This window comes from Micromonospora auratinigra, from assembly GCF_900089595.1.
Classification (GTDB): domain Bacteria; phylum Actinomycetota; class Actinomycetes; order Mycobacteriales; family Micromonosporaceae; genus Micromonospora; species Micromonospora auratinigra.
The window spans coordinates 2,309,266-2,330,500 of the sequence record NZ_LT594323.1 but is presented as its reverse complement, the minus strand read 5'-3'; the positions used below and the strand labels follow the sequence as shown (position 1 = coordinate 2,330,500).

At 75.7% G+C, this 21,235-nt stretch carries 19 protein-coding genes; 12 read left to right on the top strand and 7 right to left on the bottom strand.

Annotation, left to right across the window (positions count from 1 at the left end):
- Positions 1–10: 10 nt before the first annotated feature.
- Together GA0070611_RS10610 and GA0070611_RS10605 are read right to left on the bottom strand one after the other, a co-directional pair.
- Positions 11–922 (bottom strand): GNAT family N-acetyltransferase, encoded by a 912-nt coding sequence (locus tag GA0070611_RS10610; RefSeq protein WP_091661787.1) that lies wholly within the window; start codon positions 920–922, stop codon positions 11–13.
- Positions 923–1,099: 177 nt separating this feature from the next.
- The gene (locus GA0070611_RS10605; RefSeq protein ID WP_091661784.1) at positions 1,100–2,131 is read right to left on the bottom strand and encodes a zinc-dependent alcohol dehydrogenase family protein; all 1,032 of its coding nucleotides are present in this window, start codon (positions 2,129–2,131) and stop codon (positions 1,100–1,102) included.
- Positions 2,132–2,242: 111 nt separating this feature from the next.
- On the opposite strand from GA0070611_RS10605, the gene GA0070611_RS10600 reads away from it, so the two are divergent.
- The 10 genes from GA0070611_RS10600 to heR all read left to right on the top strand — a co-directional run bounded on the left by GA0070611_RS10600 (position 2,243) and on the right by heR (position 12,929).
- Positions 2,243–3,043 (top strand): helix-turn-helix domain-containing protein, encoded by an 801-nt coding sequence (locus GA0070611_RS10600; protein ID WP_091661779.1) that lies wholly within the window; start codon positions 2,243–2,245, stop codon positions 3,041–3,043.
- 36 nt (positions 3,044–3,079) lie between these two features.
- Positions 3,080–3,610 carry a P-loop NTPase family protein gene (locus GA0070611_RS10595; protein ID WP_091661775.1) on the top strand — a complete coding sequence of 177 codons (531 nt, stop codon included), beginning with the start codon at positions 3,080–3,082 and terminating at the stop codon, positions 3,608–3,610.
- 194 nt (positions 3,611–3,804) lie between these two features.
- A complete protein-coding gene (locus tag GA0070611_RS10590; RefSeq protein ID WP_091661770.1) occupies positions 3,805–5,028 on the top strand; it encodes a L,D-transpeptidase in 1,224 nt (407 codons plus the stop codon).
- A 111-nt stretch (positions 5,029–5,139) separates the two neighbouring features.
- Complete coding sequence (locus tag GA0070611_RS10585) at positions 5,140–8,088, top strand: ATP-binding protein (RefSeq protein ID WP_091661765.1); 2,949 nt, start codon at positions 5,140–5,142, stop codon at positions 8,086–8,088.
- A 167-nt stretch (positions 8,089–8,255) separates the two neighbouring features.
- The gene (locus GA0070611_RS10580) at positions 8,256–9,233 is read left to right on the top strand and encodes a glycoside hydrolase 5 family protein (protein ID WP_091661763.1); all 978 of its coding nucleotides are present in this window, start codon (positions 8,256–8,258) and stop codon (positions 9,231–9,233) included.
- A 153-nt stretch (positions 9,234–9,386) separates the two neighbouring features.
- Complete coding sequence (locus GA0070611_RS10575) at positions 9,387–9,695, top strand: hypothetical protein (RefSeq protein ID WP_091661759.1); 309 nt, start codon at positions 9,387–9,389, stop codon at positions 9,693–9,695.
- Positions 9,692–10,093, top strand: a complete 402-nt coding sequence (locus GA0070611_RS10570) for a PIN domain-containing protein (protein WP_091661756.1) — start codon at positions 9,692–9,694, stop codon at positions 10,091–10,093. The genes GA0070611_RS10575 and GA0070611_RS10570 overlap by 4 nt, the downstream gene beginning before the upstream one ends.
- 86 nt (positions 10,094–10,179) lie before the next feature.
- Complete coding sequence (locus tag GA0070611_RS10565; RefSeq protein ID WP_231921399.1) at positions 10,180–11,325, top strand: low temperature requirement protein A; 1,146 nt, start codon at positions 10,180–10,182, stop codon at positions 11,323–11,325.
- Positions 11,326–11,475: 150 nt separating this feature from the next.
- Positions 11,476–12,003 carry a GNAT family N-acetyltransferase gene (locus GA0070611_RS10560; RefSeq protein ID WP_091661747.1) on the top strand — a complete coding sequence of 176 codons (528 nt, stop codon included), beginning with the start codon at positions 11,476–11,478 and terminating at the stop codon, positions 12,001–12,003.
- Positions 12,004–12,161: 158 nt separating this feature from the next.
- Positions 12,162–12,929: a heliorhodopsin HeR gene (gene heR, locus GA0070611_RS10555; RefSeq protein WP_091661744.1), complete on the top strand. Its 768-nt coding sequence runs from the start codon at positions 12,162–12,164 to the stop codon at positions 12,927–12,929.
- On the opposite strand, the gene GA0070611_RS10550 is transcribed toward heR, so the two are convergent.
- Both GA0070611_RS10550 and GA0070611_RS10545 read right to left on the bottom strand, forming a co-directional pair.
- Positions 12,905–15,991: a hypothetical protein gene (locus GA0070611_RS10550; RefSeq protein ID WP_157740291.1), complete on the bottom strand. Its 3,087-nt coding sequence runs from the start codon at positions 15,989–15,991 to the stop codon at positions 12,905–12,907. The genes heR and GA0070611_RS10550 overlap by 25 nt on opposite strands.
- Before the next feature lie 190 nt (positions 15,992–16,181).
- Positions 16,182–16,808 (bottom strand): mycothiol-dependent nitroreductase Rv2466c family protein, encoded by a 627-nt coding sequence (locus GA0070611_RS10545; RefSeq protein WP_091661739.1) that lies wholly within the window; start codon positions 16,806–16,808, stop codon positions 16,182–16,184.
- A 39-nt stretch (positions 16,809–16,847) separates the two neighbouring features.
- Here GA0070611_RS10545 and GA0070611_RS10540 point away from each other — a divergent pair, with 39 nt between their 5' ends.
- Complete coding sequence (locus GA0070611_RS10540) at positions 16,848–17,342, top strand: MarR family winged helix-turn-helix transcriptional regulator (RefSeq protein ID WP_091661735.1); 495 nt, start codon at positions 16,848–16,850, stop codon at positions 17,340–17,342.
- Positions 17,343–17,359: 17 nt separating this feature from the next.
- On the opposite strand, the gene GA0070611_RS10535 is transcribed toward GA0070611_RS10540, so the two are convergent.
- Positions 17,360–18,388 carry a DsbA family oxidoreductase gene (locus GA0070611_RS10535; RefSeq protein WP_091661732.1) on the bottom strand — a complete coding sequence of 343 codons (1,029 nt, stop codon included), beginning with the start codon at positions 18,386–18,388 and terminating at the stop codon, positions 17,360–17,362.
- Between the two features lie 68 nt (positions 18,389–18,456).
- Between GA0070611_RS10535 and GA0070611_RS10530 the strand changes: the two genes are divergently transcribed.
- Positions 18,457–19,095, top strand: a complete 639-nt coding sequence (locus GA0070611_RS10530; RefSeq protein ID WP_091661727.1) for a TetR/AcrR family transcriptional regulator — start codon at positions 18,457–18,459, stop codon at positions 19,093–19,095.
- Positions 19,096–19,236: 141 nt separating this feature from the next.
- Here the strand turns inward: GA0070611_RS10530 and GA0070611_RS10525 are convergent, their stop codons facing one another.
- The gene (locus tag GA0070611_RS10525; protein ID WP_091661723.1) at positions 19,237–20,223 is read right to left on the bottom strand and encodes a Gfo/Idh/MocA family protein; all 987 of its coding nucleotides are present in this window, start codon (positions 20,221–20,223) and stop codon (positions 19,237–19,239) included.
- Positions 20,220–21,182 (bottom strand): aldo/keto reductase, encoded by a 963-nt coding sequence (locus tag GA0070611_RS10520; RefSeq protein WP_231921398.1) that lies wholly within the window; start codon positions 21,180–21,182, stop codon positions 20,220–20,222. Before GA0070611_RS10520 ends, GA0070611_RS10525 begins: the two co-directional genes overlap by 4 nt.
- Between the last annotated feature and the right edge of the window lie 53 nt (positions 21,183–21,235).

Here is a 21,235-nt window from a genome sequence, read left to right as displayed (position 1 = left end):
GCCGGCGGCCTCAGCGCACCACGACCAGGTTGGCCATGTCGACCACCGGCCGGTAGCCCAGCGCCGCGTAGATCCGGTTCGAGGTCGGGTTCGCCTGGTCGGTGTAGAGGCAGACCCGGTGGCCCTCGGCGCGGAACCGCGCGGAGAGCGCGGCGACCGCGTTGCTGGCCCAGCCCCGCCCCCGTCGCTCCGGCGGGGTGTACACCGGGCCCACCCGGACCACCCCGAAGGCCGGCGGGTTCGCGGCGGTCAGGTGCACCGGCTGCCCGTCCTCGTCGACCCAGAACCACACCCGTCCATCCCGGACCCTGCGGTGCAGGTCGGCCCGGTCGGGCAGCTCGTGCGCGGTGGCGCCGCGCGGCCGGCCGGCCTGCTCGCCGGCGTCGCCCGCGAACGCCGCGAACCAGTCGACGACCAGGTCCAGGTCGTCCCCTGTCGCGGCCACCAGCCGGCCGGGAGCGGGCGCGGGCGGCACCAGCTCGTCCAGCTCGTGCAGGCGGGTGTGCTGGGCGACGTCGACCCGGCCGCCGCCGAGCCGGGCCAGCTCGGCCGCGCAGAGCCGGGCGGCGGGCAGCGCGCCGTTGACCGCACGGACCTCCTCGCCGCGCCCGTGCAGCGCTCGGGCCAGCGCCACGGCGGCCTCGTCCGGCATCGGCAGCAGGAACGGCGGGTACGGGGCGAACGGGGCGGACCGCATCGCCGCGCCCACCACCGCGCCGGCGGCGTCGCGGACCACCAGCCACCAGACGCGCTCCGGCGGCGCGATCCCGTCGGCCTGCTGCCGCGCCATCCGCTCCGCCACGGTCGCCACCACCGTGCCGACCACCGGGTCGGCGGCCAGGTGTTCGCCGGCGGTGGCCAGGAACTCGGCCGGATCGGTGCAGAACCACAGCTCGGTGCCGGCGGCCGTCGGTGCGCTCATGCCGGCAAGCTACCCGCCCCCGCCGACCGGCCGCAGCACGATTTCCGGCCCGCTCAGTCCAGCGCGCGCACCGCCGCGACGGCCGCGGTGGCCACGCCCAGCAGGCCGCGTCGAGAGAACCGCGTGCCCCCGATCGTCCACCCCGGACGTCGCACGCGGGTCACCGTCGCGGCCTGCTCAGGGGACGGAGATCACCACCTTCCCGAACGGGCCGGCCGACTCGTAGTACCGGTACGCCGCCCGCGCCTGCTCGAACGGGAAGACCCGGTCGACCACCGGCCGGAGCCGGTGCGCGGTGATCACCTCGGCCATCCGGAGGAACTGGGCCCGGCTGCCGACCGCCGGCGCCCGAACCGTGGCGGCGGCACCGAACAGCAGCCGCGGATCCACCGGCGGCCACTCCCCGGTGACCGAGCCGACCAGCGCGACGTGCCCGTCCAGCGCCAGCGCCCGCAGCGACTGGTCCAGCGTGCCGGCGGTGTCGACCACCCGGTCGACACCGCGACCGTCGGTGAGGTCGCGGGCGGCGGCGGCCCAGTCCGGTACGTCGCGGTAGTTGACCACCTCGTCGGCGCCCAGGGCGCGCAGCCGGGGCTCCTTGGCCCGGTGCCCGGTGGTCGCGATGACCCGGGCGCCGAGCAGCTTGCCGAACTGCACCGTGAACAGCGACACCCCGCCGGAGCCGGTGGTCAGCACGGTCTGGCCCGGCCGCAGGCCCCGGCCGTCGCCGGTGAGCGCGTTCCAGGCGGTGACGGCGGCGCAGGGCAGCGTCGCGGCCTCGACGTGGGAGAGGTGCCCGGGGACCGGCACGAGCGCCTCCTCGGGCAGCACGGCCACCTCGGTCAGCAGCCCGTCGAGCGAGCCGCCCAACTGCCCCAGGTACGCCGGTTCGAGCGGCCCGTCCCGCCAGGCCGGGAAGAGGGTGGCGGTGACCCGGTCGCCGGGGCGTACCCGCCGCACGCCCGGTCCGACGGCCAGCACCTCACCGGCGCCGTCCGAGACCGGGGTCAGGTCCGGCTTCACCGGCAGGACGTACCGGCCGCGCAGGATCAGCAGCTCCCGGAAGCTGAGCGAGACCGCCCGTACGGCCACCGCCACCTCGCCGGGACCCGGCGGCCGGGCGACGTCACTGCGCAACGTGAGCCCGTCGATTCCGGCGCCGCCGGTGGCGCGCCAGCCGCGTACCGTCGCGGGCAGGGTCGTCGTCATGGTCGTCCTCTCGCCGGTGGTGTCCGGCGACGACTCTGCGCCGCCGGGTCCGGCCCGACAATTCCCCGCAGGGAATCGCGGCCGGTCGCCCGCACCGGCTACACAGGAGGGGTGATCGGTGAACCGACCGGCGGCGGGTTCGCCGGCGCGCTGCGGCAGTGGCGGCTCCGGCGCCGGGTCAGCCAGCTCGAGCTGGCGGTCCGCGCGGGCACCACGCAGCGGCACGTGAGCTTCCTGGAGAGTGGACGGTCGACCCCCGGCCGGTCGATGGTCGTCCGGCTGGCCGAGTCGCTGGAGGTGCCGGTGCGGGAGCGCAACGAGCTGCTGCTCGCGGCCGGCTTCGCCCCCGCCTACCCGCAGAGCCCGCTGGACGACCCGCAGCTGGCGCCGATCCGCGGCGCCCTCGACCGGATCCTGCGCGGGCACCTGCCGTACCCCGCGGTCGTCGTCGACCGGCACGGCGACCTGGTCGCCGCCAACGCCGGCTTCCACGCCCTCACCCGGGGCGTCGACCCGGCGCTGCTCGCCCCGCCGGTGAACGTGCCCCGCCTGCTGCTGCACCCGCGCGGCCTCGCGCCCCGGATCCGCAATCTCGACGAGTGGGCCTGGCACGTCATCGACCGGGTACGGGCCGAGAGCGTCCGGAACCCGGACGACGACCTGCGGCGGCTCGCGGCGGAGCTGGTCGGTCTGGTGCCGCCGCGCCCGGCGCACCCCGGCCCCGACCACCTCGGCTTCGCCGTGCCGCTACGGCTGCGCGTCGGCGACCGGGACGACCGGGAACTACGGCTGGTCACCACCCTCACCCACTTCGGCACGGCGGTGGACGTCACCGTGGCGGAGCTGAGGCTCGAGGCGTTCCTGCCCGCCGACGAGGCCACCGCCGCCCGGTTGACCGAACTCGTCGGCTGAGCCGGCCCGGGTGCGCCGACCGCGTACGCTGCCGCCGTGAGCGCACCCTCCCGCATCCTGGTCTACGGGGTGTACGGCGCCGGCAAGTCCACCCTGGCCGCCCGGCTGGCCGAGCGGCTCGGGCTGCCCTGGTACCCGGTCGACGACCTGCTGTGGGAGCCCGGCTGGGTGGAGGTGCCGGTGGCCCGGCAGCGGGAGCGGATCGAGGCGCTCTGCGCACGGGACCGGTGGATCGTCGACGGGGCGTACCACGGCTGGCGGGACGTGCCGCTGTCGCGCGCCGACCTGGTGGTCGGCCTCGACTACCCACGGTGGCGTTCCTTCTGGTGGCTGCTGCGCCGGACGGTGCGCCGGCTGGTCACCGGTGAGGTGATCTGCAACGGCAACCGAGAGTCGCTGGGCAGCGTGTTGTCCCGTGACTCGATCCTGGTCTGGCACGTGGCCGCGTTCGGCCGGGCGCGCCGACGGATGCGCGCCTGGCGGGCCGACCCGTCCGGTCCGCCGGTGCTGCTGTTCGGCTCGCCGGCCGAGCTGGACCGTTGGCTGGCCGGTCTGCCCGGGCGGTAGCGCCGGCGACCAGTAGAATTGATGGCCGTCGCTGGCGGGGGTGCCGCCGGGCCGCCCGGCCGGCCGGACGGGGGAGCGCGGGCTGTCCGTTCCGCGCGGCCCGCCGGCCGATCGGCACAGATCGAGACTCGCCGGTAGCGCCGGGTCCCACGGCCGGGTCGACACGAAGTAGTCTCCCCGCGGAGAGGAACACGATGATCAGTCGTCGAAAGTTGATCGCCACCGGCCTGGGTGTCACGGCCGGCCTGGCGACCGCGGGCTGCAAGGAGACGTCCTCGGCCGGCGCCACCTGGTCGCAGCCCGGCGCGAGCACGCCGAGCGAGACCACCCCGGCCGCCGCCGTGCGGGTGAGCGTCACGCCGGCCGCCGACGCGGCGAAGGTGTCGCCGGTGGAGCCGGTGGTGGTGACCGCCGAGGGCGGCACGCTCAAGGACGTCCGGGTGGCGGCGGGCGGCAAGACCGTGGCCGGCAAGCTGGGCGACGACGGCACCTGGCGGTCGACCGGCAAGCTGGCCTACGGCAAGAGCTACACCGTCACCGTGTCGGTGGCCGACGCCGTCGGCACGGTCACCGAGCAGACCAGCCGGTTCAGCACCGTCAAGCCGTCCGGGGTCGCCTCGGTCACCTTCCAGGCCAACGCGCTGACCGCGCTGCGCGACGGCGGCACGTACGGGGTCGGCCTGCCGGTGATGGTGAACTTCAGCCGTCCGGTGAAGAACCGCGACGAGGCCGAGAAGTCGATGGTGGTGCAGACGACGCCCGCCGTCGAGGGCCGGTGGCGCTGGATCGACGGGCAGAACGCCCACTGGCGGCCGGCGAAGTACTGGACGCCCGGCACCAAGATCTCGGTGCAGGTCGACCTGTTCGGCAAGAACCTCGGCAAGGGCGTCTACGGCGGGGCCGCGGCCAGCACGAACTTCACCATCGGCCCGTCCCGCATCGCCGTCGCCGACTCCCGCACCCACCGGATGAAGGTCTACATCGACGGCGCGATGGTGCGCGACATCCCGATCAGCATGGGCAAGGGCGGCACCACCACCGGGGCCGACGGCCAGGAGGTCAGCTACTGGACCCGCTCCGGTCCGCACGTGGTGATGACCCGGGAGCCCTCGCACCGGATGACCTCGGCCAGCTACGGGGTCACCGACGAGAAGGACCCCAACTTCTACGACGAGGTGATCAAGCTCTGCCTGCGGATCTCCTACTCGGGTGAGTTCGTGCACCTGGCCGACTGGAACATCCCCGCGCACGGCAGGGTGAACACCTCGCACGGCTGCATCAACGTCGGTCCGGCGCACGCCCGCTGGTTCTACGACACCTTCCGCCTCGGCGACGTGGTCGACGTGCGCAACACCCCGCGCACCATGTCGCTGACCGACGGGATCGGCGACTGGACCATCCCCTGGGACAAGTGGTGAGCCAGGCCGTCCCGGCCTGAGCCGCACCGGCGTCCACCGGCCACGGTGGACGCCGGTCGCCGTCGCGGGCCCACTTGCGGGTCCCCGCCCGGTGCCTAGACTTCACCAGTGATGGTGGTGGACGAGCCGCACGGGGTGGGCGGGGTCCTGCTGCGCGTCCTCGGGCCCTGCACGGCCGAGACCGACCGGGGCGAACCGGTGCCGCTCGGCCCGCCCAAGCAGCGGGCGCTGCTGGCGGCGCTGGCGTTGCGGGCCGGCCGGGGCGCGACCGTCACCGAACTCGTGGACACCCTCTGGCCCGACGACCCGCCCCGCTCGGCGGTCAAGAACCTCCAGCTCTACATCCACCAGCTCCGCAAGCTGCTCGGTACCGCCCTCGGCTACGCCGACGGCACGTACCGGCTGGCGCGCACGGCGTACCGGCTGGACGCCGCCGAGTTCGACGCCCTGGTGAGCGACGGCCGGCGCGCGGTCGCCGCCGGTGACCTGCCGGCGGGCCGGGCGGCCTACCGGCGGGCGCTGGCCGGGTGGCGGGGGCCGGCGCTGGCCGACCTGGTCGAGCGCGGGCTGCTGCGCGCCGAGGCCACCGGGCTGGAGCAGGCCCGTCTCGCCGCGCTCGACGAGTCGGTGGCGGTGGAGGCGCGCCTGGGCGGCCCGGTCGCCGTGCTGCCGCAGGTACGCCGGCTGGTCGTCGACCACCCGTTGCACGAGCCGTTCCGGGAACACCAGGTCCGCGGGCTGCTCGCCGCCGGCCGGCACGCCGAGGCGTCGGCCGCGTACCGGGAGGCGCGGCAGCTGCTCGCCGCCGAGCTGGGGGTGGCGCCCGGACCGGCGCTGCGGGCGCTCGCCGCGACCCTGCGCCGGGACGCCCCGGCGGAACCGGGCCCCGCCCAGCTCCCGGCCGACCTGCCGGACTTCACCGGCCGGGCGGCGGAGGTCGACCGGATCGTCGACCACCTCAGCGGGCCGGCCGGCGCGCTGCGGATCTGCGCCCTCTCCGGCACCGCCGGGGTGGGCAAGAGCACCCTCGCCGTGCACGCCGCCCACCTGCTGCGCACCGACTACCCGGACGGGCAGTTGCACGTGACGCTGCACGGCCAGGGCAGCCGGCCGGTCGACCCGGCGGACGTGCTGGCCCAGTTCCTGCGTGCCCTCGGTCGCCCCACCGCCCACCTCCCCGACGACCTGGAGGAGCGGGTCCGGCTCTACCGCAGCGCGCTGGCCGACCGTCGGGTGCTCGTGCTGCTCGACGACGCGGCGGGGGAGGAGCAGGTCCGGCCGCTGCTGCCCGGCGGCGCCCGGTGCGCGGCCCTGGTCACCAGCCGCACCCCGCTGGCCGGACTGGTCGGTGCCCGGCAGCTGCCGGTGGACGTGCTCGACCCCGGCCCGGCCGTCGCGCTGCTGCTGGCCGCCGCCGGTCGTCGCCCGGCCGACGTGGACGTGCCGGCCGCCGAGGAGATCGTCCGGCTCTGCGGTCGGCTGCCGCTGGCCGTCCGGGTGGCCGGCGCCCGGCTGGTCAACCGGCCGCACTGGACGCTGACCGCGTTCGCCGACCGGCTCGCCGACAACCGTCGCCGCCTCGACGAGCTGCGCGTCGGTGACCTGGACGTGCGCGCCAGCTTCCAGCTCAGCTACGACGGCCTGGACCGGCCCACCCGCCGGGCCTTCCACCTGATCGCGCTGCTCGACCAGCCGACGGTGACCGGCTGGCTGGCCGCGGCCCTGCTGGGCACCGGGCCCACCGGCGCCGAGCGGCTGCTGGAGGCCCTGGTCGACGCCCAGCTCCTGCAGGCCACCGCCGGCGACCGTTACCGGCTGCACGACCTGCTCCGGGTGTACGCCGCCGAGCTGGCCGGCGCCGAACCGGCCGAGGCACGCCGGGCGGCCGTCGACGCGGCGCTGGCCGGCTGGGTCCGGGCGGCCGAGGCGTCCGCCGCCGCGATGACCGGCCCGGACGCCGACGGGGCCCGGCGCTGGTTCGCCGCCGAACAGGCCGACCTGGTGGCCGCCGTGCGCCAGGCGCACCGCACCGGCCGCTGGCCGGCCACCTGGCGGCTGGCCCAGGCACTGACCCGGTTCCTCGAGGAGCGGTCCCAGTGGGACGCCTGGCGGCACACCCACGAGCTGGCCCGGGACGCCGCCCGGCGGGCCGGGGACACCGCCGTCGAGGCCACCCTCACCCAGCGCCTCGGTGACCTCTACCGGGACCGGGGACGCTTCGCCGAGGCCGCCGACCACTTCCGGCGGGCGCTGGAGCTGGCCGAGCGGACCGGCAGCGACCTGCGCCGGGCCGAGGCGCTGCGCGGGCTCGGCGACGCCGGCTGGGGTCGGGGCGAGGCACGCACCGCTGTCGCGCACTACCGGCGGGCCCTGCCGCTGTTCGAGACCGGCGGCGACCGGCGGGGCGTCGCGCACACCCTGCGGGGCCTCTCGGTGGCCTACCGGGGACTCGGTCGGCTGGACGGCGCCACCGCGGCCGCCCGGCGCTGCCTGAGCGCCTTCCGAGAGCTGGGGGACCGCGACGGTGAGGCGTACGCCCGCCGCACCCTGGGCAGCATCCTGCTGGACCAGGGCCGCTACGACGAGGCGGCGGAGTGCTTCCTGCGCTGCCGGGCGGACTTCGCCGCGCTCGGTGACCGGCTGGGCGAGGCCGCCGCGCTGCTCGGTCTCGGCATGACCCAGGTGGACCAGGGCCGCTTCGCCGAGGCGGTGCCCACGTACGAGTCGTGCCGGGCGGCGTTCGCCGACGTCAGCGACGCGTTGGGGGAGGCGTACGCCCGGCGGGGGCGGGGGGACGCGCTCACCGGGCTGGGCCGCCACGACGAGGCGGAGCGGGAGCTGCGCGCCGCGCTGGCGCTGTTCCGCGCCGAGGGGGACGTGCGCTGGCAGGGGTACGCGCTGCTCAGCCTGGGCCGGCTGGACGTGGTGCGGGGCCGCTCCGACGCCGCCCGCGAGGCGCTGCACGCCGCGCTGGCGATCTTCGAGCGGATGGCCGCGGCGCTCTGGATCGACCGGACCCGGCGGTTGCTGGCAGCCCTGCCGGTCGTCGCCGGCGGCTGAGCGGCGTCCGCCCTGCTCCCCGGCTCGTATACCGCCGCTATACCGGCCGGTCCGACGCTGGGCGGGCCCGGCACAGACCGGGGGTCGGTAACGGGACCGCGGACGTGGTCCGGACGGGCGGTGCCGCTGCCCGGACCACGTCCGCACCGATCCGTGAGGAGACACCAGTGGAACAGGACGAGAGCAGCCAGCGTGGTCGGGGACTGTCCCGGCGCTCGCTCATCCGGCTGACCGGGGGCGCGGCGGCGGCGGTCGGCGTGGGCGCGTACCTGGGCGCCGGGGAGCCGGCCTCGGCCGCGCCCTTCTACCGGGCGCACGGGCCGGTGCTGACCGACGGCTACCAGACCTGGCTGACCGCCATCGGCAACCAGTCGGCCAACCTGGCCAAGGTGGTCACCGGCTGGGGCCTGCAGGGCGGTTGGGCGGCCAACCCGGACTACGTCTGGACCGCCTGCGGCGCCAGCGACTACCTGATCGTGCGGACCGTCACCGGTGACACCAACACGGTGATCGACGCGAACAACGCGGTCAACGAGATCCGCAGCTCGCGGTTCTTCGAGTACAAGCGGATCCGGTCCGGCGCCGGCAAGTGCATCATCGAGCTGGGCAACGAGCCCAACATCGGGGTGAGCGACATCTGGGGCTACGGCTGGTGCCTCAGCGCGACCATCGACCGGATCCGCACGGAGTTCCCCGGCGCGTTGATCTGCGGCACCGCCCTGTCGCCGAACAAGGGCGTGCGTCCGGACGACTGGTACGCCAACCCGAACTACGTCAACGCGGTGGCCAAGTGCGACTTCGTCGGCGTGCACTTCTACAGCAACCCGAGCAGCGGCAGCTTCACCGGGCAGGGCAGCTACAACGAGCTGACCTACGCCGAGACGTTGCAGCGGGCCGCCACCAAGTGGCCCGGCAAGCCGGTCATCGCGACCGAGTACTCGATCCGGACCACCGCGATCTCGCAGTACGACAAGGGCTACAAGTACGCCAACCTGATCCACTTCGACAACTCGGTGGCGGGCAACCTGTGGGGGGCCACCTACTACCACGTGCAGACCAACCCGGGCGGCGTGGACGTCAACGAGAACGTCGGTTCCGAGGGGGCGCGCGGCTACCGCCAGCGGCTCAGCGAGGGCGGTCTCTGACCTGGGGGCGCGGCGGGCCCGGTCGGACCGCCGGCCGCCGCCCGCCGCGGCGGGGAACGACCGGGCGTCCGCCGCGCCCGGTCGTGTCCCGTCGGTCCGGGACATCCCGTGGAATCGACCCGCCCCCGGTGCTACCTGGAGTATCGTCGCGGTATGACCGCGCAGGTGAGGAAGCTGTCCATCTCCGTGCCGCCGGATGTGGCGGCGCGGCTGGAGCAGGAACCCAACGCCTCGGCGTACGTCACCCAGGCCGTCCGGGACCGGATGCGCCTGGACGCGCTGGACGCCGAGCTGGCCCACGCCGGCATCCCGATCACCGGGCAGGGCGTGGCCGAGGCGCGGGCCCGGCGGGCCGCCGTGGAGGCCGAGTGGTCGGCCGAGCGGCGTCAGGCGCTCCGGGACCGGGTCCGCCAGCACCTGCGCGACGACGCCGGTGGCGCGGCGCGACAGCCGGTCGCGTGAGCGCCGAGGAGGACGAACGGCCGGTCCGGCTGCTCCTGGACCGCTCGGCCCTGCTGGCCTACGTCGCCGGCTCGGTGCACGTGGGGGAGCCGCTGCACGAGGTGATCGAGGACCGCAACCGGTTCGCCGTCACCGCCGTCACCGTCGCCGAGACGCTGGCCGTGATCGCCGACCCCAAGGACCGGGCCGCGGTGCACCGCCTGCTCGGCCTCGACGCGTGCGTCGTGCTCCCCACCGAGGGGCGCGCCTGGCAGGAGCTGAGCTACTGGCGCGGCTTCACCGGACGGGTCGACCTCGCCACCACGGTCGTGGCCTGCCTCGACCACGACGCCGCGATCCTCACCGGCGAGGACCGGTACGGTCGCGACGACCTGCCGGTCATCCGGATGCCGGACTGACCGTCCGTGCCCGGACCGACGCAGTGAGACGGCACGGTGGGCGGGGCCGGCCGGCGTGGCCCCGGCCCGCGCCGCCGGGGCGTACGGTGACGCCGTTCGAGATCTTCTTCGACCTGGTCTTCGTCTTCGCGCTCACCCGGATCATGGTGCTGATCGGGCGTCCGCCCACCCCGGTCGCCATGGCGCAGGGGCTGCTCCTGCTGGTGCTGCTCTGGTTCGCCTGGTCGTCGTACACCTGGTTGGGCAACCAGACGCGGGCCGACGTCGGGCTGGCCCGGGTCGGGTTCCTGGTCGCCATGGCGGCGCTCTTCGTCGCCGCGCTGGCGATGCCGCGGGCCTGGTCGTCGGGGCCGGGCGCGCACGGGCCGCTGCTCGTCGCGAGCGCCTACGTGCTGCTGCGCGCGGTGCACCTGCTGCTCTACCACTGGGCGGCGGGCGGCGCGCCGGGGCTGCGGTCCCGGATCCGGTTCTTCGCGGTGGTCAGCGCGGCGGGCTGGGTGCCGCTGCTGCTCGGCGCGCTGGCGAGCGGGGCGACCCACGCCCTGCTCTGGGTGCTCGCGTTCGTGATCGAGATCGGCGGGCAACGCCTGGCGTACGGGTGGCGGGGCGCGTGGCCGCTGCGCAGCCCGGCCCACTTCACCGAACGGCACGGGCTGGTGCTGATCATCGCGCTCGGGGAGTCGCTGGTCGCCGCCGGCGTCGGCATCGGGTCCTCGGTGACCGCGCCGCCGGTGCTCGCGGTGGCGCTGATCGGGTTCGTGGCGACCGTCTGCCTGTGGTGGCTCTACTTCGACCGCGCCGCCCCGGCCGCCGCCCGCGCGCTGGCCGCCGCCGCGGGGGACCGGCGGGACCGGATCGCCGCCGACGCCTACAGTCAGACCCACCTGCTGCTGATCACCGGGGTCATCTACCTGGCGTTCGGCGTCGAGCAGGTGCTGGAGCTCGTCGCGGCGGCCCACCGGGGCGAGCACCCCGACACCGACCGGTTGACCTGGACGGGCGCGGTGGCCCTGTACGGCGGCGCGGCGCTCTACCTGGCCGGCCGGCTGGTGTTCCGCCGGCTCTCCGGGCAGCCGGTCGGGACGGCGCCCCCGACCGTCGCCGCGCTGGCACTGTTCCTGCTGCCGGTCGGTCGGCTGCTGCCGCCGGCCGTCGCGCTCGCGGTCCTCGCCGGCCTCCTGCTCACCGCCGTGCTCGTCGAGCGCCCGGTCCGGGCGTCCCTCCCCGCCTGACGCCCCGGGCTCACGCCGATCCGGTCCCTGGTCGGACGGGAGTCCCGGATCGGCGCACGCGCCGGCGACGGCCGGGTCGGGGGAGCGGTCGGACGAGCCGCCGGGCTGCGTACGCTGGTCGGCGACCGCCCCGACCCTGGAGAGCCAGCGATGAGCAGCCCGACCGTCCGCACCGCGCGACCCGGCGACGTCGCCGCCCTCGTCGACCTGGTGGAGTCGGCGTACCGGGGGGAGCGCAGCCGGGTCGGCTGGACGCACGAGGCGGACCTGCTCGACGGCCAGCGCACCGACCCGGACATGGTGGCCGCCGCGGTGACCAACCCGGCCGGGACGGTACTGGTCGTCGCGGAGGGGCCGACCATCGTCGCCTGCTGCCAGTTGGAGCGCCGCGACGACCACGCCTACTTCGGCATGTTCGCGGTCTCGCCGACCCGGCAGGGCGGCGGGCTGGGGCGGGAGCTGCTGGCGAGCGCCGAGCGGTACGCCCGCGAGGAGTGGGGCGCCGGCGAGCTGCGGATGACCGTCATCACCCAGCGCGACGACCTGATCGCCTGGTACGAGCGGCGCGGCTACACCCGCACCGGCGAGCTGACCCCGTTCCCGTACGGCGACGAGCGCTTCGGGCTGCCCCGCCGCGCCGACCTGGCCTTCGAGACGCTGACCAGGAAGCTCGGCTGACCTGCGGGGCGACCTCCGGAACGCGGGCGACCGGTCCCCCCGGCCGGGGTCCGCGACGCGGGTCTCGTGTCGCGGCACTGGGTGACCGGCGGTTGCCAGAGCGGCGGTGAAGGCGAAACCCGCGCGGCGGGCCGAGCGGGCTCCCTATCGTGGCGGGCATGGGGCACCAGGCGACCGCGGGTCCGGACCGCTACCGGCGGCTGCGCACGGTCAACATCCTCGTCGGGGCGCTGCTGGCCGTCGAGGGCGTCTGGATGTGGGCGGCCAGCAACGACCTGTCCCTGCCGGTCACCGGGTCGTACCTGACGGCGGACCCGGTGACGGTACGCGGGGCGACGCTGCCCGAGGTCGCCTTCCGGATCGCGATCGGGCCGGCGGTGGCCGTCTTCCTGCTGCTGGCCGCGCTCGACCACCTGGTGACCGCCGCGCCGGGTGTGCACCGGTGGTACGAGCGCAACCTCGAGCGGCGGGCCAACTACGCCCGCTGGATCGAGTACTCGGTCAGCGCCTCGATCATGATCGTCCTGATCGGCCTGCTGGTGGGGATCCGGGATCTCGCGGCGGTCATCGGGATCTTCGCCGCGAACACCGCGATGATCCTTTTCGGTCTGCTGATGGAACGGCAGCAGACGCCGGGCCGGGCCGACTGGAGTGCCTTCTGGTTCGGCTCGCTGGTCGGTCTCGCGCCCTGGCTGGCGATCGCCGTCTACGTCGCCCAGCCGCCGGAGATCCCCGGCTTCGTCTGGGCGATCATCATCGTCCAGTTCCTGCTCTTCGCGAGCTTCGCGGTCAACATGGCGCTCCAGTACGCCCGGCGCGGCCGCTGGCGGGACTACCGCTACGGCGAGGTCACCTACATCCTGCTCAGTCTGCTGGCCAAGTCGGCGCTGGCCTGGCTGATCTACGCCAACGTGCTGCGGACCTGACCGGCGGCGCCCGCCCGCCGACGACGGGCCGACAGCACGAACCCGGTGGCCGCCATCGTCACCCCGACGAGCGCGGCGACACCGGGCAGGCTCGCCGGAACGCCCAGGTAGACGGTGATGCCGAGAATGCGGGACAGCCCCCACGGCAGCAACGCCAGCTGGTCGTTCCACACCGTGAGCGCCCGCTCGGCACCGACCGCGGCCACCAGCCCGGCGAGCCCGGCCAGCGGCACCCCGACGGCGGTGAGCAGGTGCCCGACGGCGCGACGGCGGGTCGCGCCGTACCGGTCGCGCAGCACCACGGCGGTCGCCACGAACAGCCAGCAGAACGCCGCCACCGCCAGCACGAGGTAGGCCGCCCGGCGACCCGGCGCGGTCCAGAACAGGAACCAGTAGCGGCCCGGCCCGCGCCCGGCCAGCGCCGCCAGCAGCAGGGCGCTGCGCAGCAGCGCCACCCCACCCAGCACCGCCCACAGGTGGAACGGCTCCCGCCGGCCCACCACCAGGCGCAGCACCAGCGCGTACAGACCCCAGCCGGCCAGCGTGAGCAGCAGGTGCGCGGGCGCGGCGAACCAGGTGAGTGCCAGTCGGCTCGACACCAGCACCAGCACCGGCACGAGCCGGACCAGCACCCGGTCGGTCCGGGTGGCCGGCGGCGGCAGCGCCGCCACCCGCCACGGGCACAGCGCGCCGACCAGCAGTGCCCGCGCCCCCGCGCCGCCGGGCCCGCGCCCGCGTAGGCCGAGCAGCGCCACCGCCCCGACCAGGAGCAGCAGCGCCCGGGCCAGCCAGGCCATCGCCGGGTCGCGGTCGGCCCGCCGGGCGCCGAGGTCGGCGGCCGTGAAGCGGTACGCCGGCAGGTCCAGGTCGCCGCCGTAGCGCTGCCGGTGCCGGTCGCGGGCCTGGCGGTACCGGACGGCGGCCGACCGCCAGTCGGCGTACGCGACGTCGGAGCCCGTGTCCAGCCACTGCACGTGCCGCAGCACCATGGCCCGGTAGGCGGCCAGCGTCTCGAAGAGGTCCACCTGGTAGTCGAGGGCGTCGACGAAGCGCTGCCGCAGCGCGGCGTCGCGCCACCGGGCGGCATCGGTGCCGGCGATCAGGGCCCGCATCCGCCGGGCCAGCGCGACGGCCTCGCCGCCCTCGGCGACGGCGGCGTCGATCCGCTCGCCGGTGATGGCGTAGATGCTGTCCAGCGCGGCCGAGTCCCCGGTCGGGATGTCCCACTCGAAGATCCACATCATCGGCGGCGGCGCCAGCCCCAGCGCTCGCGCCGAGGTGTCCGCGTACGGGCCGATGTAGAGGCCGGTGGTGACCGCCGCGCGGGACAGCGCCATGGCCTGCCCGATCGCCGCCACGGTGGCCGGGTCGGCGGAGAGCGTGCGGTACGCCCAGTCCGCCGTGACCTGTGCCGGATCGGTCTCCGGGTCCCAGGCCAGCCGGGCGACCGCGTACGTGTTCAGGTCGTAGAGCTGCCAGAAGCCGGTGCGCAGGTAGAGCGACATCGGTCCGGCGTGCAGTGGCCCCCCGTCCTGCGTCCAGTTCCACACGCCCTCGACGTGCGGGTTCGCGGCGAGGAAGGTGCGCAGCGCGGTCCGGTGCAGCGGGCCGAGGTCGTTGGGCAGCGCGCCGAACCCCTCGAACTCGCGCCGGGCCTGGAACTCGACGATGCGCCGCTGCCCGCCGTGCAGCAGCGTGGTGTTCAGCGGCAGGTGGCTGTAGAAGTCGCCGAGGGTGTACTTGGTGGAGACGATCAGGTGGGGGTCGGTGAACCCGCCCAGCACCTCGGCGTACGAGTCGGGGTCGGTGTGCAGGTTGCCGACCGTGCCGACGCCGACGGTCCAGCTCCGGAAGATGATCTCCTTGCCGGCCGTCGCCGCCGTGTCGAGCAGCGCCCGCAGCATCGCCCGCACGCCCGCGGCGGTGGTCACCGCCAGCTTCGACGTGTAGTCCCAGCCGTCGCCCGCGTAGACCGCCCCGCCCTCGCCGACCCGCACCATCAGCCCGGCGACGAACGGCATGCTGCCGAACAGTTCGGCCAGCCCGGCCCGGTAGACCGACCACAGTCGAGGGTCGGCCGCGTCGAGCCCACCCACCGTCGCCCTCAGGTAGGCCTCCAGCGGCGGGGAGACCGCGAGCATGTCGGTGAGCAGGAAGACCTTCAGGCCCATCTCGTGGGCGTACCGGAAGACCGGACCGAACGCCGCCACCATCGCCCGGGCCCGCGCCACGTGCGGATCGCCGCGCGGGTAGACCGCGTGGCCGTCGCCGACCCCGGCGAACGTCACGTACTCCAGGAAGCCGGGCACCACGACGCCGTTGTAGCCCTGCGCCACCGAGTGGTCGACGAACTGCCGCCACTGCGCGTCGATGCGGGCCACCGCCGCCGGGTCCACCCAGGGCGCCCGGGGCAGCAGCGCCGGGGAGACCACGTCGGTGTTCAGGCTGTAGTCGTCGCCGGCGGCGAAGACCGCCGGGTCCGGCTCGCGCCCCACCGAGCCCGCATCGGTCAGTCGTAACCCCAGCCGGGGCGTGACCAGCCGGCCCACCTCCGCCGCCGGCAGCACCTCGGCGCCGGAGCGGATCCGGTCGGCCAACCGGTAGAGCGCCGCCGCGAGGCCCGCCACGTCGCCCGCCTCCACCGTCAGTTCCGCGCCCCGGACGCCGATGCGGTACGACTCCGGCGGACCGCCGACACCGTGCCGCTCCGCCCGCAGTGTCCTGGCCGTCGACAGGGTGCCGGTCGGACGTGGCTGCGGTGCCGTCCGCCCCGCCGGCACGGGGGTGACGGTGGGCCGGGCTCGACCCCGGGTCGCGAGCGCGTCGGCCACGGCCGCGGCGGCCTTGACCGCGCGAGGCTCGGTCGGCACCACCAGCGAGACCAGCGGCGGCACCGGCGCCGGTGCCCGCAGCGGTGCGGCGACGGCTGTCTCGTCCGGCACGTCGGCGGGGGAGTGGCTCAGCCCGAGCGCGCCGTCGATGGCCCAGGCCACCCCCGCCCCGAGCAGCAGCACGGTGACGACGGCGGCCACCAGCGGGTACGGACGCCGAACCTGAGTCACGCTCGCATCGTAGTGTCGCGGTGGGCGCGGAGGTGCTCCCTGCCGGTGGCGGTAGGTCGCCCCGCCGGTCGTCGGTGAGTCGGTGGCCCTGCCGACGGTTCTACTCGGACTTCCTGGCGGCCGTGGGCCGGCAGCCGCACGACGGGCGGGGGCGTGTCGTCGGGGTGGTGGCGCGCTGGTCCCGGCCGAGCTACCCGAAGCTGAGGTCGGCGGAGCGGGCCCGCTTCAGCTCGGCGAAGGCGCGGCAGCCGGCGAGCAGGCGGGCGCCCTCGAAGACCCGCAGGGCCTCCTCGCCACGGGGGATCGAGGTGAGCACGGGCCCGAAGAAGGCCACGTCGTCGACCACGACCGTCGGGGTGCCGAGGTCCTCGCCGACGAGGTGCCGGGCCCGGTCGGTGCCGGCCCGCAACTGCGCGTCGACGTCGCTGCGGTGCGCGACGTCGGCGAGGTCGGCGGGCAGGCCGGCCTCGGCCAGGGCGGCCGGGACCACGGTGGCGAAGTCCTTGTCGCCCTGGTCGTGGATGCGGTGCCCGAGCGCCGGATAGAGCCGGGCGAGCGCCTCGCCGCCGTGGCGCTCCCTGGCGGCCACGCACACCCGTGCCGGCCCCCAGGCCCGGTCGTTGAAGGCGCGGTACCAGGGTTCCAGCTCGCGGTGTTCGTTGAGGACCGCGAGGCTCATCACGTCGAACCGCAGGTCGATCGGGCGCAGCCGGGCCACCTCCAGGAGCCAGCGGGAGGTGATCCAGGCGAACGGGCAGGAGGGGTCCACATAGGCGGTGACCACCGGGACGGACGACGACTCACGATTACCTTCCACGGAAGAGAAGTTATCTTCCGTGGAAGGTAAGCTGCAAGCGTGACCGAGGACCGCATCGCCGACATCGCCGCCCAGTGGCGCCGGGAACGTCCCGACCTCGACCCCGACCCGCTGCTGATCATCGGCCGGATCCAGCGGCTGGCCGTACTGCTCGACGAGGCCCTGCGACCGCCGTTCGCCGCCGCGGAGCTTGGCAACGGTGAGTTCGACGTGCTCGCGGCGCTGCGCCGCGCGGGTGATCCGTACGTGCTCACGGCCGGCGAGTTGAGCCGGCGGATGCTCGTCACCACCGGGGCGGTGACCAAGCGGGTGGACCGCCTCGTGGCCCGGGGCCTCGTGTCGCGCTCCGTCTCCGACCACGACGCCCGGGGCCGGGTGGTGGGGCTGACCCCCGACGGCGTGGCGTTGACCGACCGCCTCATCGCGCAGCACCTGGCCAACGAGGCGGCCCTCCTCCGCGAGCTGACCGACGACGACCGTGCGGCGCTCGAACGCCTGCTGGTGACGTTGACGCGGGTGGTCACCGCCCCCTGAACGCCGCGCCCGGACGCTCAGGCCGGTACGCGCAGCCGGCCGGTGACCCGGTCCAGCGCCTCCCGGTACGCCGGCCGGCCGCACATCGCCACCGCCAGCCGGTAGTGCGACCGCGCCTCGGCGGGCCGGCTCTGCCGCTCGGCGACCCGGCCCAGCAGGAACCGGGCGTAGTCGTCGACCGGCCGGTCGACGACCAGCGCCTCCAGCGTCGCCCGGGCTCGGCCGAGCTGGGCCGAGCCGAAGTACGCCCGGGCCGCCAGCAGCCGCAGCGCGGGGTCGTCGCCGTGCCGGTCGAGCAGCGGGCCGAGCACCCGCAGCGCGTTGAGCGGGTCGTTGCCGTCGAGCAGCGCCTCGGCGTGCCGGAGGCTGGTCGGCTCGTCGTCGCCGGCGTACACCGCGACGGTCTCCGGCCGGTCCGCGTCGCGTCCCCGGCGGAGCAGGTCGAGCAGGACCTCGGGCGGCTGCGCGCCACCGACGGCGCGGCCGGCCACCACGAAGGTCGGCACCGCGCGGACCCCGATCGCGAGTCCCTCGGCCAGCTCGGCGCGGACCTGCGCGGCGGCGGTGCCGTCGGCCAGCGCCGCCGCCGCGCAGGTCACCCCGGCCTCGGTGGCCAGCCCGGCCAGCACCGCGTGGTCGCCGAGGTTGGCGCCCTCCCCGAAGTGCGCCCGCAGCAGCCGCTCCATCAGCACCCCCTGTGCCGGCGCGCCGCCCTGCCGGCGGGCCAGCGCGAGCAGCCGGTGCGCGTCGAAGGTGTTCACCCGCCACGCCGGCCCCCACCGGAAGCCGGGTCCGGCGCCGGCGGCCACCTCCGCGACGTACCCGGCCTGGCTGGTGGCGTCGTGGTGCACCCCGTACGCGGCGAGGGCCGCGGCGTCCAGCGGCGCTCCGCCTGCCGGCGCGGCCGGGTTGAGCTGGTACGGCCGCCACGCCACGGTCGCCTCGGGCCCGCCGTCGGCCCGGAACGCGGCCAGCGCCCGCTCGAGGCGGCGCTTGCCGAGGTAGCACCAGGGGCAGGTGACGTCGGCCCAGACGTCGATCAGCACGGCAGACCTCCTACAGTTATGCGACAGGTGTCGTTTACGCGACTGTAGTCGAACTGTAGGCTCCGGTCATGCCCGATTTCGCCGAGGCCGGGGCCGCCCGGGTCGATCCCCGGGTCCGCCGCACCCGTGAGGCGCTGCGCGCCACCGTCCGTCGGATGGCGCACGACGGCGACCTGGCGTCGGTCACGGTCAGCGAGGTGGCCCGCCGCTCCGGCATCAACCGGGCCACCGTCTACCTGCACTACCGCGACCGGGAGGCGCTGCTGCTCGACGCGATGGAGGAGGCGGTCGGCGAGATCCTCGAGGCGGCGCTGCGCTGCTCGCGGGAGCTGGCCGCCACCGGGCCCGACGCCGACGCGCCCCCCGGCCACCTGGTCCGGCTCTTCGCGCACCTGGCCGACAACCGGCCGCTCTACCGGGGCCTGCTCGGCCCGCACGGCAGTCCGGCCTGCCTCGACCGGCTGCGCGAGCTGCTGGCCGAGGGCTGGCGGCAGCAGCTGGCCCGGGACGGGGCCACCGTGGACGGTCTCCCCACCGGCCTGCACGCCGCGTTCCTGGCCGGCGCGCTGCACGGGGTGATCGTGGAGTGGATCGCCGCCGCCGACCCGACCCCGCCGGCCGACGTCGCGCGGGGCGTCTGGGTGCTGCTGCGCCGCCCCGCCACCGCCGTCGCCGGGCGGGCGGACCGGCCCACTGCCCACCGGTAGCACCGGCGTCCCTGCCGGCCCCACGCCTCCGGACGCCACAGGCCGCCCACCGGCGGCTCCACGCCGTGGCCGAGCGCGCCGCCGGGCGACGGTACGACGCCCCGGACGGCCGCGAAAACAGGCCGCCCGGGACGGTACGGGTCAGGCGCGGCCAGCCGCCGCGCGGACCGCGTCCAGCAGCTCCGCCTGGCGCAGCAGCGACCGGCCGTGCGTGGCGGAGTCGTCACCCGAGCGGACGGACCGCACGAACGCGGCGACGATGTTCGGGAACTGCTGGTCGGCCGGCAGGGTCCGCTGCTGCACGTGGTCCTGCCGTTCCAGCCGCAGCACCGGCTGCCAGCTGTCCGGCGGGGTGAAGGTGCGGTGCAGCTCCAGCCGGCCGGCGCTGCCCCAGAGGGCGTACATCGCCCGGTAGCCGTGCGCCATGCCGAAGCCGAGCTGCGCGGTCACCCCGCCCGGGGTCCGCAGCAGGGCGCTGCCGGCCACGTCGATGCCGAGCTCCTCGTCGTGGTGCAGCACCGCACCGACCACCGTCAGGTCGTCGCCGAGGAACAGCCGGGCCGCCCGGATCGGGTAGACGCCGACGTCGTTGAGCGCGCCGCCGCCCAGCTCGGGAATGGTGCGGATGTCGCCGGCCGGCAGCGGCGGGATGCCGAACTCGGCGGTGAAGGCCCGCACCTCGCCGATCTCGCCGTCGGCCACCGCCTTGGCGACCGCGGCGTGCTGGCCGTGGTGCACGAACATGAAGCTCTCCTGCACCAGCAGGCCGCGCTCAGTGGCCAGCCGCACGATGCGCTCGGCCTCGTCGCGGGTGAGCACCGCCGGCTTCTCCAGCAGCACGTGCTTGCCCGCCGCCAGGGCCGCGAGGGCCCACTCGCCGTGCATCCCGGCGGGCAGCGGCACGTACACCGCCTCGACGTCGTCGCGCTCCAGCAGTTTTTGGTAGCCGACCACCGGGTCACCGCCGAAGCGGGCGGTGAACTGCTCGGCCCGCTCCCGGCCCCGGCTGGCGATCGCCACCACCGCCACGTCGGGCGACGCGGTCATCGCCGGCAGCATCTTGCGCCAGGCGATGTTGGCGCAGCCCAGCACGCCGACCCGCAGCGGTCGCTGCGTACCCTCGGTCATCGCCGACCCCCGCCCGCCGTCACGTGCCCGTCCACCATGGCCAGCATCGGCGCAGGGTAACGCGCACCGGCCACCGGCCCGGCGAGCAGCGCCGCCAACTCGTCGGCCTCGGCCGCGCTGAGCGGCTGGGTCACCGCCGCCGCCAGGTCCCGGACGTGCCGGGCGCTGCCGGCGCCGGGGAGCGCCACCAGATACGGGGCCCGGCTCAGCAGCCACGCCACCGCCAGCCGGGCGGGGCTCACCCCGGCCCGCCGGGCGGCGGAGAGCAGCGGCCGGACCAGCCGACGGTTGACCGGCAGGGTGTCCGGCTGGAACCGGGGGTCGCGCCGCCGCCAGTCCCGGGGCGGCAGCGCCTCGACATCGACGTCCGCGCCGGCCAGCAGCCCCAACGCCAGCGGCCGGTACGCCACGAAGCCCACCCCCAGCTCCCCGCAGGTCGCCAGGATCTCGCCCTCCACGTGCCGTTCCAGCAGCGAGTACTCGGTCTGCACGGTGGCGATCGGGTGCACCGCGTGGGCCCGGCGCAGGGTGTCGGGGCGTACCTCGCAGAGCCCGACGTGCCGGACCTTGCCGGCGGCGACCAGTTCGGCGAGCGCGCCCACCGACTCCTCGACCGGCACCGCCGGGTCGAGCCGGGCCAGCTGGTAGAGGTCGATGTGGTCGACGCCGAGTCGCTTCAGCGAGGCGTCGCACGCGGCCCGCAGGTGCTCGGGGCTGCCGTCCAGTCCGGGCGGCCCGGCGTCCCGGTGCAGCACCCCGGTCTTCGTGGCGATCACCGCCTCGTCGCGGCGGGCGCCGAGCAGCGCGCCGAGGGTCTCCTCCGCCGCGCCCTGGCCGTAGTAGTCCGCCGTGTCGAAGAAGGTGACACCGGCGTCGAGGGCGGCCCGGACGGCGTCGGCGAGTTCCGCCGTCCCGTCGGTGAACCCCATGCCGCCGATGCCGACCGCCGAGCTGGTCAAGCCGTCGCCTAGCGAGCGGTACCGCATCCTGCCTCCTGCGCGTCGTGTGCCGG

Coding starts and splice junctions, on each gene's coding strand:
- GA0070611_RS10610 (WP_091661787.1), bottom strand. CDS start 922: ATGAGCGCACCGACGGCCGCCGGCACCGAGCTGTGGTTCTGCACCGAT.
- GA0070611_RS10605 (WP_091661784.1), bottom strand. CDS start 2,131: ATGACGACGACCCTGCCCGCGACGGTACGCGGCTGGCGCGCCACCGGC.
- GA0070611_RS10590 (WP_091661770.1), top strand. CDS start 3,805: ATGATCAGTCGTCGAAAGTTGATCGCCACCGGCCTGGGTGTCACGGCC.
- GA0070611_RS10585 (WP_091661765.1), top strand. CDS start 5,140: ATGGTGGTGGACGAGCCGCACGGGGTGGGCGGGGTCCTGCTGCGCGTC.
- GA0070611_RS10575 (WP_091661759.1), top strand. CDS start 9,387: ATGACCGCGCAGGTGAGGAAGCTGTCCATCTCCGTGCCGCCGGATGTG.
- GA0070611_RS10560 (WP_091661747.1), top strand. CDS start 11,476: ATGAGCAGCCCGACCGTCCGCACCGCGCGACCCGGCGACGTCGCCGCC.
- heR (WP_091661744.1), top strand. CDS start 12,162: ATGGGGCACCAGGCGACCGCGGGTCCGGACCGCTACCGGCGGCTGCGC.
- GA0070611_RS10530 (WP_091661727.1), top strand. CDS start 18,457: ATGCCCGATTTCGCCGAGGCCGGGGCCGCCCGGGTCGATCCCCGGGTC.
- GA0070611_RS10525 (WP_091661723.1), bottom strand. CDS start 20,223: ATGACCGAGGGTACGCAGCGACCGCTGCGGGTCGGCGTGCTGGGCTGC.